The organism is Paenibacillus sp. NPDC093718 (assembly GCF_050279985.1).
Lineage (GTDB): Bacteria > Bacillota > Bacilli > Paenibacillales > Paenibacillaceae > Paenibacillus_AQ.
In genome coordinates, this window is record NZ_JBNNUS010000024.1 from 1 (window position 1) to 13,762 (window position 13,762).

A 13,762-nucleotide genomic window follows, 5' to 3' on the forward strand; every position below is an offset into this window, starting at 1 on the left:
ATGTAATATATACAAACAGCTAATGTTAGATAAGGATATATTTCTCCATAATCCATTTACACCATTCCTTAAAGTTATTTAAAGAAAAAGGGAGGTCTATTACCCCTCCCTTTTTCTTTTTAGGATTTAAAACATGTTGATATAATTATATGCGTTTCCTACATCACTTTTTGCGTCATTATAGGAATCGACAGCTTCCGCTGCCGCGAAACCAGCAGCTGTTCCTGAGCCAATTAAGCCAACGAGCGAAGCCCAACTAATGGCAGTAACCCCAAGTGCAACCATAGTAGCTTTAACGGCTAAATTATAGTCATTATAATTATTTTCAAATGAATCCACTGCACTTTTTGCTAATAAAAACTTGGCAGTATTGGAAGTAATGGAAGAATCAATGGTTCCAGATGTATTGGATCCATCTGGTTTTATGTCCATAGTCCATTGAAGTCTGATGTCCGAATAGCTACCAAAAGTATAGTTTTTGTACCTACCATCATCATAATAATGGCTGATTGTTGGAATACCACCAGAATCCATCGTACTCACAGAAGAAATTTCTAAGTGTTCACCATTCGCATATAATTCTTGATCTTTTGTTATTAAATATGTATTAATATCAACTCCATCCACGAACTTGTTGTTATATTCTTCAAGGCTTGCAAATTCGCTGTTGAGGGTATAGTCAGATTCCTTGGTAACTGTAAATTCTACTCCCTCATCCGTATTATTGTATTCTATGGTTTTATTTATTGTAACATATCCCATACTAACGCCATCATGGGTGAACAATTCTTTGGTTACAATTTTTGTGTCTGGCTCTGGAACACTTTCGGAGGCACTAACATTTTTTATACCAAGCGAAAATACCATTGTGGAACTTAGTGCTAAAGCAAGAAGCGACTTAAATTTCATTTTTTTACTCTTCCTCTCTTAATATATATTTTTTGGTACATAATTCCATGATAAAGCATAAACATTTCCTGTAACAGTAAAAATATGGGATTTTAATATTCTTATATAGTCAACAGAACCTTTTTTTGGGACTTGCGATAATGTACTTATTCTCTTTATTTTGATTAGGAATAGTCGCAAATGTCTAAGTTTGAGCGGCGATTTTCGAAATACTGCAGGTCACGAAAAAACAGCCTCTGTTCGCATCGTCTGCGAAGAGGCTGTTTTTCATTTTTCTTAGATTTGCTCGAGGTTTTGCCTCGATCGGGGTGCTTGCGGGCGCGGATATGTGCACAAAATTCCGGATTTTAGACATATGTCTGCTTAAAATTGTGAACCTCAAAAATAAAGGTAGTGTTAGGCCTATTGGATAGATTATACTTTTTTTGATGCGTATTTGGTGTCCTCCCCGGAAAGAAAGGAGGAAACCGAGTGGACACTCCAGAAAAGAAAAAACCTCTTCACAAAAAAATAATCGAGGCAGGCCTGAAAATGGAAAAGGTTGCAAGACCTTACCTGCTCTTGATTCTTACTAAAGTGCTTGAGCACTTTATGAGTTAATAAGTGTTTAAGTGCCTTTATTAGTCGGAAGAAGGTGCTAAGCTAGTTACATACTTCTGGGAACTGGCATAAAGCCAAATAACGGGTTCCTGGTATGCGCATCGGTTAGCCGCTGGTACCCAGTTGTCTAGGTCACAATAGCTAAAAGAATGTTATGATGAGCCAGTCATCATAGTAAAACACGGATCCCCATTCCGAACATCACCGTTAAGACTTTTAGCGCCCTATATACTCCGACAGGGGGAAACAGAGGTAATGCCTAGAGAGCGAGAACATGGCAGAAAGGACGAGGAAGTTGCACCTTCCTCGTCCTTTTTTATTTTTAAGAAAAAGAAAAAAAGCGTGGTTGCACCCACGCTTTTTCTCAAACCGTATTAGGGACACTCCATTACCTCTTCACAGTAAATAAGTATTACCCTTTGATAGATATTATTATAACAAATGAAAAAGACGAAAAAAAATTCCTCAAAATATGGTAACAGCAGATATCACTTATTACTTTCCGTTAATTGAAAATTAACGGAAAGTAATAAGTGATATCTGCTTAATATGAATAGAAGTTAATAAGATATAAAAGAACGAATATTTTTGTAGGAGAAATAGGAGGAAAATGTTACAATATGAACAAAAATATTTTTTAGGGTGATGTATTTGAAGAATTTTTTTCTAAAAAGCACCAGTGAAAAAAATAATTATTTTAAAGAACTCAGAGATTCTTACGCTGAATGGAAAGATCAAGTGTTTAAAATGAACAAACCATTCTTTCCTATACATAGTGATTTCCAAGACTTGTTTCTTAAAGATATTAGTGGACCTGCTTTAAAGCTATACGTATTTCTAGGACTTAATTCTAGGTACCATACTGGGGAAAGCTGGTTTAGTTCAAAGGAGATATCAGATTTTTTTAGAAAAGATCAGAGAACAGTACAAAACTGGTTTCAGGAGTTAGAAGATCTTGGCCTTATATCTCGTGAACAGAAAGGGTTTAAAATGAAGGCCAATAGCTTTCTGCGACCATATGGATTTACTCTCGAAGAAATAAAGATGAACCAAAATTCCACTTTGGAACATGTTGTGAACGACATGAAGGCCAGTTTGGAATTAAACAGAGAATTACAGTTTGGTTTACTACTTAACTATGCTCTTAAAGAATTTACGTTTATTGTAATAAGTCAGAAGGACCAAGTGTTTTACTGTTCATGTTTTTTAGATTTTGAAGAGATTGATGCACGAATTATAAGAGAAGCACTAAAGAAATATAATGTTTCATTCGATAATTTCGATATTGATACTGCAATAAATGTTTCAAGAAACAAGCAAATGACAATTTATAATCATATTCTAAAATACTTGCGCGAAGAGAGTAACTAAACAAAATTAGCCATCTCTTTAGGGTGGGTGATGAAGACTGTAGCTTTCAGCTGCGGTCTTTTTGGATTCATTTTTTTCGGATGCTGATTGAAAAGGACTGACCCTCAAAATGGAGATTTAAATTTCCATTTTTTGATTTTGCGTCAATTCGACTCATTTTGTCTCGTTCTAGCAAATGGCTCTACTACAAGGAAGTTTGTTAGTTTGTCTCAAAGTGCTTCATTATGTTGCAATTTGCCTCGGATGGTAGAATAGAGTATGATCGATCAGCGTGGAGAATCGTGATCGATATGTAATCATCGCTCACGCGAAAGAGGACCTAAAGCCTTATATATCAAATATCTATATAGCTTGTTTGAATGATTGATTGGAGGTCGATCACGTGGAAAAAGGTAAGTGGATCACGATTACGGAACTCACCGAACAGTTTGATATTCCCCAACCTACCATTCGGAGGTATATTGAGAGACACGGCCATCATTTACTAACTAAAAAGCATCATAAGAGTTACCTGATATCATCGGAATCTTTACCGATTGTCATTCAAATCCGTGAGGCATATGCCAGGGGAATGAATGGTGAGCAAGTCGAGGAAGTTTTAGCGGCAAACCGTGTTCCAACATACATAAACGTGGACGATCATGAAGATGGCCAGGCGCTCACGATCAATTTGCACGAGGCTATACAGGTCATGCAGGAAGGCTTTCGGCAGCTGCAGCAGGATCGCTCACGGCTTGAGCGATTAGAAACTATGATGGGTCAGATCGAAATGGCAGCTACAGCGCTACCCGATCCAGCACAACAGCGAGCTGAGTATGTCACGAACCATTTGACTGAGAAGAGAATTGAAAGGCAGCTACAGCGTGAAGCCATGGAGCAGTGGATGGCGAAACCTGAATCCGAGCGAATGAAGAAAGCAGGATTGTTTAAGAAGATAGAGGACGTGAACGCGCGTGATCGATTCATCCTGGATTACATAGACGATCGTTACGAGCAGCGGATCAAAGAAGCTTACGATACAGATTTAACATGAATTTCTTAGAAAAAATATTTTCATACAAATCGTTAATGATCCTTTATGCTATATGGTTTCAAGTGTATGACAAGGTATACTCAAAAGGCCGGCTGCAGGGTCAAACCTGTAGCCGGCCTAGAAATATTTTCTTTCTATCAGTCTATCAGCTGTGCTATAGTGGATTCATTGAAAGATTTACATAACTCGACAACGAATGAAAAATCAAATAAAAAAAGCCCATCATCGTTTCAAGCTGTTAAATCGGATTGGCGTCCGATCTAACGGTCTCACCGACAGACCTCGGTAGAAACACGGGTGCTTAAAACTAAATGGACTCTTTTACAAGACTACTAAGTGTAGTCTACCACATTTAAGCTAATTTAGTCCATCGTATTTCCGTCCTAATCCGTCATGGATTATCCGGAAACCAACCAAGTTTATGAAGCCCTGACTCTACCAAAGTATTTCGGTAGAGTCAGGGCTTTTCTGATTTCTTCGGGTTCATCGTCCGGATCCGGCTTTCCAGGAAACGGATGTGCAATCATATATTTTTTAATTTTCGAACTACATACCAACTTCATATCTAAAGCGCTCGTTTCCATTTTTTTGAAAAGTGGACTTCGAGGGCCTGGTTTCCTATTGTCTTTTTTAAGTAATCGGAAATCAAAAGCCCAGCTGAGCCCAGCGCAGTTCCGTGGTCATGCAATAAATGAGGTAGGAAAACACGTTAAAAACTATCCATCGTACGGGAGGGCGCCTTACCCCAAGCGTACGGTTATTCCCGGGTTGCCACGTAGAGCCGTGGCCACTAGCCCTTAACCAGGGCGAAGTGAAGCCGGCTTAGTCTCCGTTTACCTTCTGTCGTGAGATAGTCCGCACGAACGGGGGCATATGTAAGGCAAAACGAAGTACGACCCCAAGTGATGTGACTCCATCCGGGGTTGTGACCGTTCCGAAAAGTACGTGGTGAATTGCCGACAGAACCTTGCTGGAAACCGTTCAAGGGAGGCAAGACCACGGTTTGAGAAGCAGCTGTAAATCTATGGTGGAGGGTTGGTCATAGGAACCGTAACCAATCCGGAGCTACGAGCTCCATAGCAGCTGGCGCTTGAAGAGCGCGTGTAGGATACAATGCCGGGAGCCGTCCCTCGATGCGTGGCGGCAGGTTGATATCATGCCTTACCTTATCCTGATTAAAATTCTTCCGGGATAAGGTGAACTGTGTCCAGCACGCAAGGCCGATACCATCCCCGGTCATAGGCGTCAAGACAAAATTTCAGTTCACCTTAACGAAGGGGTGGGCGTGGGGAGGCTGTTTTAATCAAAAAAACGCAAAGCGTTTTAACCTTCTTGAAAAAGGATTGTGGATAGTTTATTGGGTTTAAACCCGTGCTGTGTATAAGTTCTAGGTTATGATGGGCATTGAAACGAAAGAGAATAGATGAGTGCAGATGGGGTTGTCTTTAGGTGGAGGACATCGCCGTGTGGTCCAGGACTGTGGTCAACGCGAAGCGTTGTCCATGGGACTGGACCGGCTCGGAACTGGCGAAGCCAGTGTTATTGGATGATCGTTAGTAAATTGATATGGTAATGTTGGAGTATGCAAATATGAGGGGGAGTTTGAGTTGGAAGATGTGCAGAAAACCATTATGAATTGGGATGAACCGATGTACATAACAAGCAGTTTGGATGAAGACGGACGGACAAACTTAACGATTGCGATCCAGGGCGATGAAGAACGGATTTGGAATAACGATTTACGTTTAGCTGCCATTAATCATTTGATTCATTCGCTGGATTTTAAACCGATGATTGAAATGGATCGGACTCTTCCAGATAAGTATTATTTGAGCATCCTGGACGCGATCGGAAATTTAATGAGCTGGTATGAGCCGGTGGATCGCGGATCTCGAAATATCGAAAAAGTAGCTCTATTCCTACAGTATATGATGGAGTCCGGTCAGCTGGAGAAATATGAGGCAGAAGGTTTGATTGACCAAAAAGAAGAATACGATGAGTTGTAACAAAAACGCTGGGAACCCTTGATGTACTAGGGTTTTCCAGCGTTTTTGTTTGTGTTTTTTCGATGTTATTTATTGCTTGTTAAGTGAATTAATGGTATAATAGACCTATAGGAAAAGTTTGATTTTGGGAAAGATGAACTGAATAAATGCGAAAGGAACTGCGAATGCTTGGCGGCGCCGCAGTTCCCTTCTAAACCGATAGCTGTACCACCAGCTGAACGGTCTGATTCGTATTGTATTCGATTTCCCTATTGGAAATCAATCTATTTCTGGCCGCCTATTCGCGGCCTTTTTTTATGGGCTGCGATCATCAAAGGAGGATGAAGATATGCATTATCACATTTACTCAACGATGATTGGCAAACACTTTAAAGATTTGGACATTCAGCTGCTTTGTGCGCAGATTGATCAGCGGATCCTGTACGGATTACCAATTTTTACGCTGCGGCATCGTCTGGCCGAGAGGATCCGCACGTTTCTGGATCAGCTGCCGGTGAATAGTCCGAAACAAGAAAAAACTTTGAAGTATATGCTGCGTGACATGCAGACCTATCCGGAGGAAAATTTCTCCGGGGTCACAATTTCATGTAAGCTGCGAGACGGAAGACAACTGATTTATAACCTCAAAGAAGAGACTATCATGATAGGCCGCGCTGCTCCTATCCCGGTATATGCAAAAGCCAGGCACACAGCTGCAGGTGGATTTATCCGGATACTCACTTATGAGCTGAAGCCAGGAGATGTTCAAACGATCACCCGAGATGACATTCTTAGCTCCAGTAATGCAGCGCTCCTGTCCTTGATCTTTCACATCCATATCATCGAAGCACAGCTGCTGGCGTCCAAGATGAGGGAACTGGAATCTTTCCTTTTGCTGGCTGATCACGAGGTTGAACATCTCCGAGAGAAGATGGGACAGTTTGCTCCAAACTTTAAATCTGTGGAGGAAGATGTGTTGGAAGTTTCTCAGCAGCTGGACGAAAAGATTATGGAATTCATCCGAATGCAGCAGCTGCTAAAAGGCTTCAAAGGAGGGCTTCCAAGAGAGCCGGAGACGCCAGTCGAAGGCATGAAAGAATGTAATGCAGGATAAGACGCGTGTCCGCGTTAGACCACATCTATCAGGCAAAGCCTGTTAATTTAATATTTTATGAGACCACATTATAGACCACGATCAATTAATTTACGTAGTAATAGGACCACAACAGGGGCTTTAACTTCGTAAAACAAGCAATTATGAAGACTACAAAAAAGAAATTGAACGTTATTTTATCGCCGCGGCCTTTTCTGTCACTTGCCGCCCCGGCCCAGCGTATTCAGGGCGCTTGAGATGGTCAAGGATTTGCCGCTAACGCGTTCCTCCTTGACCCCCTCAGTCCAACTACTCCGGCAGCCCCTTTGGTGCTTTGCGGAGCCTCCAGTTGGACTACACGCGAAGATAGCTCGAGAAGTTGATTCGACCTGAATAGCTTGTTCCAAGCGGCAAGCATACCGGCCGCCAACTGAAAGGAGGTGATGAACGGCAAACGTTTACTGGAAAAAAAATCGATATACACCATGAGGAAATATGTGAAGGGAGAGAAGGGGTTCTATGAAAAAAATCATGTTATCCGTGCTGGTCAGTGCGGTTGCGGTCTCAAGTCTTTTTGCCGGTGGGGCTCAAGCAAGTAGCAGTCCAGCGCAAGTGGAAGTACTGCTCAATGCCAAGAAAATGAGTTTTCCGGATGCGAAGCCGTTCCAAGATAGTCAAGGCAGCGTCATGGTGCCGATCCGATTTGTATCCGAAGCTCTTGGGGGGAAGGTCAGTTACAACAAGAGCAGCGGCAAGACGATTGTTGAAGTGAAGAAAGGGACGGATACCGTCAAAATGACGGTTGGCCAAACGAATGCGTTGGTGAACGGGAAATCCAAAAGCTACGGCGCGAAAATCATCCTGAAGCAGAACCGGACATTTGTACCCTTACGCCTGGTTAGTGAAGGGCTGGGCCAAAAAGTAGAGTGGGATAAAATCGGTCGCTGGGTCTGGATTGGAGAGAAGAAATTCCTGAATACGGACGATGCTCAGTTTAAGCTTCAGCCGCTGAGTAATTTTAAGCAGTACATGAAAAACACATATTTATTTGAAAAGACTACTAGTGGTGGAGAGCTATTTAAGGGTATTAAGGTTATTCAGGCGAACCAGTTGCCAATTAAGCTAAGTAATGGTGAGATTATTTATGACATTAAGCTTGTAAAAAGGAAAGGTTATGATTACATCGCTATACGTAGTTCAGAGCGAGGAACACCGATTTTCTTTATGGCTAAGAATGATTATGCAAAATACCGTACCGGTGTAGATAATGCCTTTGAGAATCACAAGGATGGAACTGCAACAAATTATTATCCCGTTATTAGTGGTACGGATAAATTTCAAACAGGAAAGTACATTCAAAATTACGATCACACTAAATTCAAACTTAATACAACTGATTACATTGCCTTCAGCACGTACAAAGTAGAAGACTATATTGTGGCGATTGTTAATCCCTTTAAGTAAGGAGCCGCGATATGTTTAAATCGAAGTTCAAGAGATTCGTTCAGGTTATTCTCTGCTTTGTATTAGTCCTAACTACAGTATTGGTGGTTAGTCCAGGCAAAGCGGAAGCCATCGGGGTCTCTCGGATGTTTCAAGATCCTCAGAACCCAAACAAATATTATTTTGTTGGCATGGTTTACTATGACACGTGGAGCGATTCCGCTGGTAAATGGACTACAACAAAACCACCAGGAGCAGTTACTGATGTGGATGGTTTTGATTATATGTTTGAATTTAATTCATCACGCAAAATAAAAGACGTTAAGGTAAGCAAATTCGATTACAACCGTCAGTATGGAAATGACATTTTTGAAGCTTCCCGTTCTGTGGAAATGGCGCAAAATCCCAAAGATTATTATGTTCGGGCTACGTCACCTTCCTATTCTTTTACTGGAAGACAATGGACAGGTAAAGGAACGAATATAGCCAATGTTCCTGTATATGTTACCAGTGGTTTGTTAGAAGCTCCGTTAGCTATTGACCGAAGAAAAGAAGAAGAAGACAAAGGACAACAATTTGCCCCCCTCGTTGAAGGCTGGCGCTACTACTTCCCGACTCTGTTCGAAATCGAGCTCGAACCAACAGAAGGAAAAGCGATCATCAAACACTACACAACTACAGGGAAATCGCTGAATGGAGTACCCGGATTTAACGATCGGGAAGAAAAACTGGAGAAGGGTAAAGCGTATGCTTTTACGCACACACCGGGGAATGCAGACTATACATACGAAGGACACAAAAAAAGCACAGTCTCACCTCCGAGCGGCGGATCCCCTTCGCCGGGAGATCCATCTGGATTCACCTATGACGGTTCGTTTCCGATCTACTACCTGTATCTTTACTATAAACCGAAAGATCCCAACATTCCGAATCCAGACCCTCCAAATGCTTCCTGTACGCCACCGGCTCCAGGAGCGAAGATGAATGGTCGGTTCATGGATCCCGTGGTCACGGCCAAGATTCTGGCCGATCAGCGCGGCAGCGAACGCTTTGACGTCCTGCAGGGGATTCCGACATCTGAAAACCTGTATGGAAACATCTTGGCGCGTAGCTTCCTGGTGCAAAACACTTTCGTCCAGATGTCAGGGACTTGTACCTTTGAGGTAAACGTGGAGAAAACATGGACGCTGCATTGGGATCCGGGCAAGCCGGGACCAAACGGTCCGGATGGAAAACCGACAACGGTTCCGGATCCGCAGCAGGCTGAAGAAAAAGTGACGGAACGATACACCGTCGAGCGCCCTTATTCCTATTGGGTGATTGATAACCTGGAAGTGTACAAGATCAACGAGGGATTACTCAAAAATTATGCGCTGCCAGGCGAACAGATCACGATCTATCCGCAAGGATACCAGCCGCCACAATTTACGGCGGGCCAGACTGGCGCTTTTTATCCGCCGACGCCGCCGGACCCGATCGTTGCGCCGTCCGGATCTTACGGTGGCAGCTCTCATAAGAGCAAACCGTCACCGCCGAGCGAAAACCTGCAGAGTGTGGCCGAGGATGGCGTGGAAAAGGTGGAAGTCACCAATGATTCGCTGGTCTTTAACGGGGCTACGATCATAAACGGCAGCCGCGTTGCGGAAACCGGCCCGACACCGGGCAGCATCCCAGAACCGTCTCAGATCGACGAGAACGTGCTGTACCGGCCAGGAAACATGATCAGCAGTAGTAGGGTCAACCGGGCGAACACAACGAGCGCAGGAACGATTTTCTACGGTCTGATGCCGGGGAACATCAACGGCGGCAGTGATAAAGAATTTCCGATTCACCAGATCAATACGGTAACCGTCCATACGCCGGTCGTGAACTACTCTTCTGTGATGGACGATCGGGCGCATAATCAGAAGACCAAGCCGAACTACAACCGGGCGGCGTTCATTCTAGATCGGCCGTTCACGGTGCGGATCCCGACGAGCGGACAACACACGAACTATCCGGGCTATGGCAATCGGGACTACGCAAAGTATTTCCGGACGAAACAAGTCCGATTCCCGTTTGACGTGTACAACGGCAGCCGCACCATCTTTTTCCCGAAAAACACCTGGATTGATATCCCGGTGAACCAGCTGGATACGGAATTTTTCCTGCCGGTGTGGGTCGATGAAGGGGACTATCAGGTGTACTTCCGAAATATTGCTGAAAATGCGCCACCAGATCTCCCGTATCAGTACGATGCGAATTTGGATTTGGTCAATCACGTAGCAGCTGATGAAGTGTCCGTCGAAGTTATCGGCCGGCTGTATGACTTCCACATCACCGACATTGCGGACTACAATTGGGAACAGGTTTTCCGGAGACAAAAGGGCAGCGCGACACCAACCGGTCTATCGTACTGGGTCGGCATGAACGGCATCGATGGAGCGCCGCGAGGGAACAACGCACAGTTCACCTTGCCGATCCGTCCAGGAAGCCATCCCCTGCAGGGCTATAAAAACGTGGCGATCAAAACGGGGTATCACGTTAAATTCGATTTTAAAAGCAAGGGGAACATGTTCGGCAAAACGGACGGGATCCGCATCACGCCAACGTTCCGGTTTGTTTCGAAAGATGGCAAGTATCAATTCCCAGTGGATCTATACTACAAGACCAATGACAAGAACTTCGTGAAGATCGGATCTTCGGAAGACAAGGTGCAGCGTTACGTCATCATGAATGACCGGCTCCGGAATGTGCCGGCGGAAGAAATGATCGACACGGCCAGCATCAAGTACGACAATTACTTTACGCCAGGGCAGCTAGGGCCGATGACCAAGCAAGAATACATCGAGCAGTACATCGAGAAGGACACCAAGAAAAAAACGCCGGTCGGTGGATATGATCTGCTTTTGCTCCCGGAAATGCTCCGGACGTTCATCGGACCGAAAACCAATTTGCCGCCATCGGTGAACCTGCAGCGTGCCAATGCGGCTGTACAAAAATGGTATGGCGAGTACAGCTTGCCAGCAGAGCCGTATGTGGTGGAAGCCGGTACCGATATTGCCGAATACGGGCGGACACACGGCGGACTCGATGACAACTCGGCCATCTTCTTCAAGAATGGTTATATCATTGTGAACTTCGATATTGAAACGATCCGGAACGCGGATTTGAAAAATCCGCACCTGCAGTACATCCATGCGCCTTTGATGAATCAATGGCAGCTGGAAGGATACAAACGGATCGCCTTGGATTCTTATGGTAATGCGTTCAATCTCCTGGACGGTGATGTGGTGTTCTATCATGCCGATCTGTCCAGTCGAAATGACTTTAGTGCACAAGTGCCGCATTAAGTCTAAAAAACTCCTCGAAATACATTTCGGGGAGTTTTTCTATTTCTAATTAGAGGCTTCTAAATTCCTTTTTAAGCCACATTTATAATTTCACGATTTTAACTACAGTGATTTCATGAAAAGCTCAAATAGAGCAAACGCAGTTCTTCTGGTGATGAGTTTACATAAGAATCATTGATTTGTATTTAATTATTTCTCGGGGTATAGCGGATAACGAATGCCAGAAAGAGGTTTCAAGGGATAGTTATTAATTTTTGAGAGTTTCGCCCATTTCCAAGCATTTAATGACCCAGCTCTGCAATTGGGACATCTTTCTCTTCCTTGAATCCAATCTGTACGGGAAAAAGCTTTTTCACAATGCAAGCACCATAAATACCTACTGTTAGGCAAGAGACTTTCCATAAGTAACTTGTACCTCCTTTGATGAGATTGAGACTCCAAACCGAACCTAACCTCTGGAATATGTTGTTTATAAGGGAGTTGATAGTTTTAAGGCGCATTTGAGGGGAATATTCAGGAAACTGAACACAAAAGTATTCAGTTTTGCTTCGCCGTCAACACTTTTGTGGTATTATGATTACAGAAGTGTTGGTGTTATATACAACGTATATACAACATGAACACGTATAAGCAGAGAAATACAAACTATAATAGAAATAGAGCCCTCACCGCTCGCAACGGTAAGGACTCTAGAGCAGGAACAAAGGCTGTGAAATCCACGGCGTGTTGAAAAACTTAATTAATCAACGAAAACCCACCGAAGGCGGCTAACCTTATGCGGTGGGTTTTCGCTTGTTTAGCTTACGACGAATCCAGCGGAACAGCTTGCGCACACTCAGCAAAATGCTGAGTGCAGCTGCAACACCTTTGAGTACGTCTACTAGCTCGACAAGGGCGATCATGGCATCACCCCCTTTAACGAGAGATAGCCGTGATCGCTCCACCGCACTTTGTCCTACAAGAGATTATAGCATTAAATGACCCCCCGTCCCAAGATATCCCAAAATCGAACGCAAAAAGAAATTCCGGATAAATGCTTGTTTAACTTGCAGTGAAATCTCCAGAGAATTGAAGTAAAGCTGAGAAAATCAGTTTTGCACTAAATGACCGAAAATACCCCCTGGATCGATTGTTCCACGAAAGTGAAATCACCTGTGAGGGCCTAAAATGGCCGATTATGAGAATCTGAGACGCGGACTATTGCACAAAATATGATATTGAGACATATGTACCGAGGAGCAGATAATTACTCCTTGGAAATTAAAAGAGATGGAGCGAAAGGGTAAAATTAGCGATCGGGGATCTGTGGCAGAAGAAGGAGATTTCGGAACAGTACAAGGGGATAAAAATGCCGGTAAGGAAGAAAGCAAGCTGATGGATCATATTTCTGGATTGCGCGGAGTGCATAAGATCATTGAACAGATATTTCGTGGTTTGGATCAGGAAAGGGAACAGATGCATCAGCAGCATCAGCGCTTGAAAGACCAGGCGAGAGCGACAACAGCATAATACAAACAACGGAGTCGAGAGAGGTAGAGAAATAATTTTTTCTCATAGGAGAGTGAAGCATTTCAAGCCTCTTGTTTAAGTCGGGCATTATTAAAAAAAGATCTTGGCTGGCCACGCCAGTTCCAAGCCGATAACAGCTTGATTTCTTTATCCGTAAATAATGTCTTACTCATTACAATTCCTCATTCCCATCTCTGTGTTTATAACCTTTCAGTATTGAGAAAATGAGACCAAATATCATTAAGATTAAAATAATATAAAGAGATATTTGTAGATTTCTTGATATTCTATCGACTGGACTAGCCATCAGTCCGTAAATAATAAAACTTAAGAATATCTCAAGCTTATGATTTCTTAGTTTAGAAGTTTTAAGTCGATATGCAAATACACAAATGTAATATATACAAACAGCTAATGTTAGATAAGGATATATTTCTCCATAATCCATTTACACCATTCCTTAAAGTTATTTAAAGAAAAAGGGAGG

The 13,762-nt window shown here is 43.1% G+C and carries 11 protein-coding genes; 9 read left to right on the forward strand and 2 right to left on the reverse strand.

The window, feature by feature from the left end:
* Window positions 1-126: 126 nt before the first annotated feature.
* Window positions 127-909: a hypothetical protein gene (locus ACQKPA_RS32995; RefSeq protein ID WP_427496499.1), complete on the reverse strand. Its 783-nt coding sequence runs from the start codon at window positions 907-909 to the stop codon at window positions 127-129.
* 471 nt (window positions 910-1,380) lie between these two features.
* Here ACQKPA_RS32995 and ACQKPA_RS33000 point away from each other — a divergent pair, with 471 nt between their 5' ends.
* The 8 genes from ACQKPA_RS33000 to ACQKPA_RS33035 all read left to right on the forward strand — a co-directional run bounded on the left by ACQKPA_RS33000 (window position 1,381) and on the right by ACQKPA_RS33035 (window position 11,766).
* Complete coding sequence (locus tag ACQKPA_RS33000; RefSeq protein WP_427496500.1) at window positions 1,381-1,509, forward strand: hypothetical protein; 129 nt, start codon at window positions 1,381-1,383, stop codon at window positions 1,507-1,509.
* A 651-nt stretch (window positions 1,510-2,160) separates the two neighbouring features.
* Window positions 2,161-2,880, forward strand: a complete 720-nt coding sequence (locus ACQKPA_RS33005) for a helix-turn-helix domain-containing protein (protein WP_427496501.1) — start codon at window positions 2,161-2,163, stop codon at window positions 2,878-2,880.
* Between the two features lie 382 nt (window positions 2,881-3,262).
* On the forward strand, window positions 3,263-3,913 hold the full coding sequence (locus ACQKPA_RS33010) for a MerR family transcriptional regulator (RefSeq protein ID WP_427496502.1): 651 nt from the start codon (window positions 3,263-3,265) through the stop codon (window positions 3,911-3,913).
* Window positions 3,914-5,340: 1,427 nt separating this feature from the next.
* Complete coding sequence (locus tag ACQKPA_RS33015) at window positions 5,341-5,463, forward strand: hypothetical protein (RefSeq protein WP_427496503.1); 123 nt, start codon at window positions 5,341-5,343, stop codon at window positions 5,461-5,463.
* Between the two features lie 57 nt (window positions 5,464-5,520).
* Window positions 5,521-5,919 (forward strand): hypothetical protein, encoded by a 399-nt coding sequence (locus ACQKPA_RS33020; RefSeq protein WP_427496504.1) that lies wholly within the window; start codon window positions 5,521-5,523, stop codon window positions 5,917-5,919.
* 328 nt (window positions 5,920-6,247) lie between these two features.
* The gene (locus tag ACQKPA_RS33025; RefSeq protein ID WP_427496505.1) at window positions 6,248-7,012 is read left to right on the forward strand and encodes a hypothetical protein; all 765 of its coding nucleotides are present in this window, start codon (window positions 6,248-6,250) and stop codon (window positions 7,010-7,012) included.
* A gap of 498 nt (window positions 7,013-7,510) precedes the next feature.
* On the forward strand, window positions 7,511-8,455 hold the full coding sequence (locus tag ACQKPA_RS33030) for a copper amine oxidase N-terminal domain-containing protein (RefSeq protein ID WP_427496506.1): 945 nt from the start codon (window positions 7,511-7,513) through the stop codon (window positions 8,453-8,455).
* Between the two features lie 11 nt (window positions 8,456-8,466).
* Window positions 8,467-11,766 carry a DUF5704 domain-containing protein gene (locus ACQKPA_RS33035; protein ID WP_427496507.1) on the forward strand — a complete coding sequence of 1,100 codons (3,300 nt, stop codon included), beginning with the start codon at window positions 8,467-8,469 and terminating at the stop codon, window positions 11,764-11,766.
* Between the two features lie 773 nt (window positions 11,767-12,539).
* On the opposite strand, the gene ACQKPA_RS33040 is transcribed toward ACQKPA_RS33035, so the two are convergent.
* Window positions 12,540-12,710, reverse strand: a complete 171-nt coding sequence (locus ACQKPA_RS33040) for a hypothetical protein (RefSeq protein WP_427496508.1) — start codon at window positions 12,708-12,710, stop codon at window positions 12,540-12,542.
* 325 nt (window positions 12,711-13,035) lie between these two features.
* Here ACQKPA_RS33040 and ACQKPA_RS33045 point away from each other — a divergent pair, with 325 nt between their 5' ends.
* Window positions 13,036-13,275, forward strand: coding sequence for a hypothetical protein (locus tag ACQKPA_RS33045; protein ID WP_427496509.1), 240 nt, complete (start codon window positions 13,036-13,038; stop codon window positions 13,273-13,275).
* Window positions 13,276-13,762: the final 487 nt, after the last annotated feature.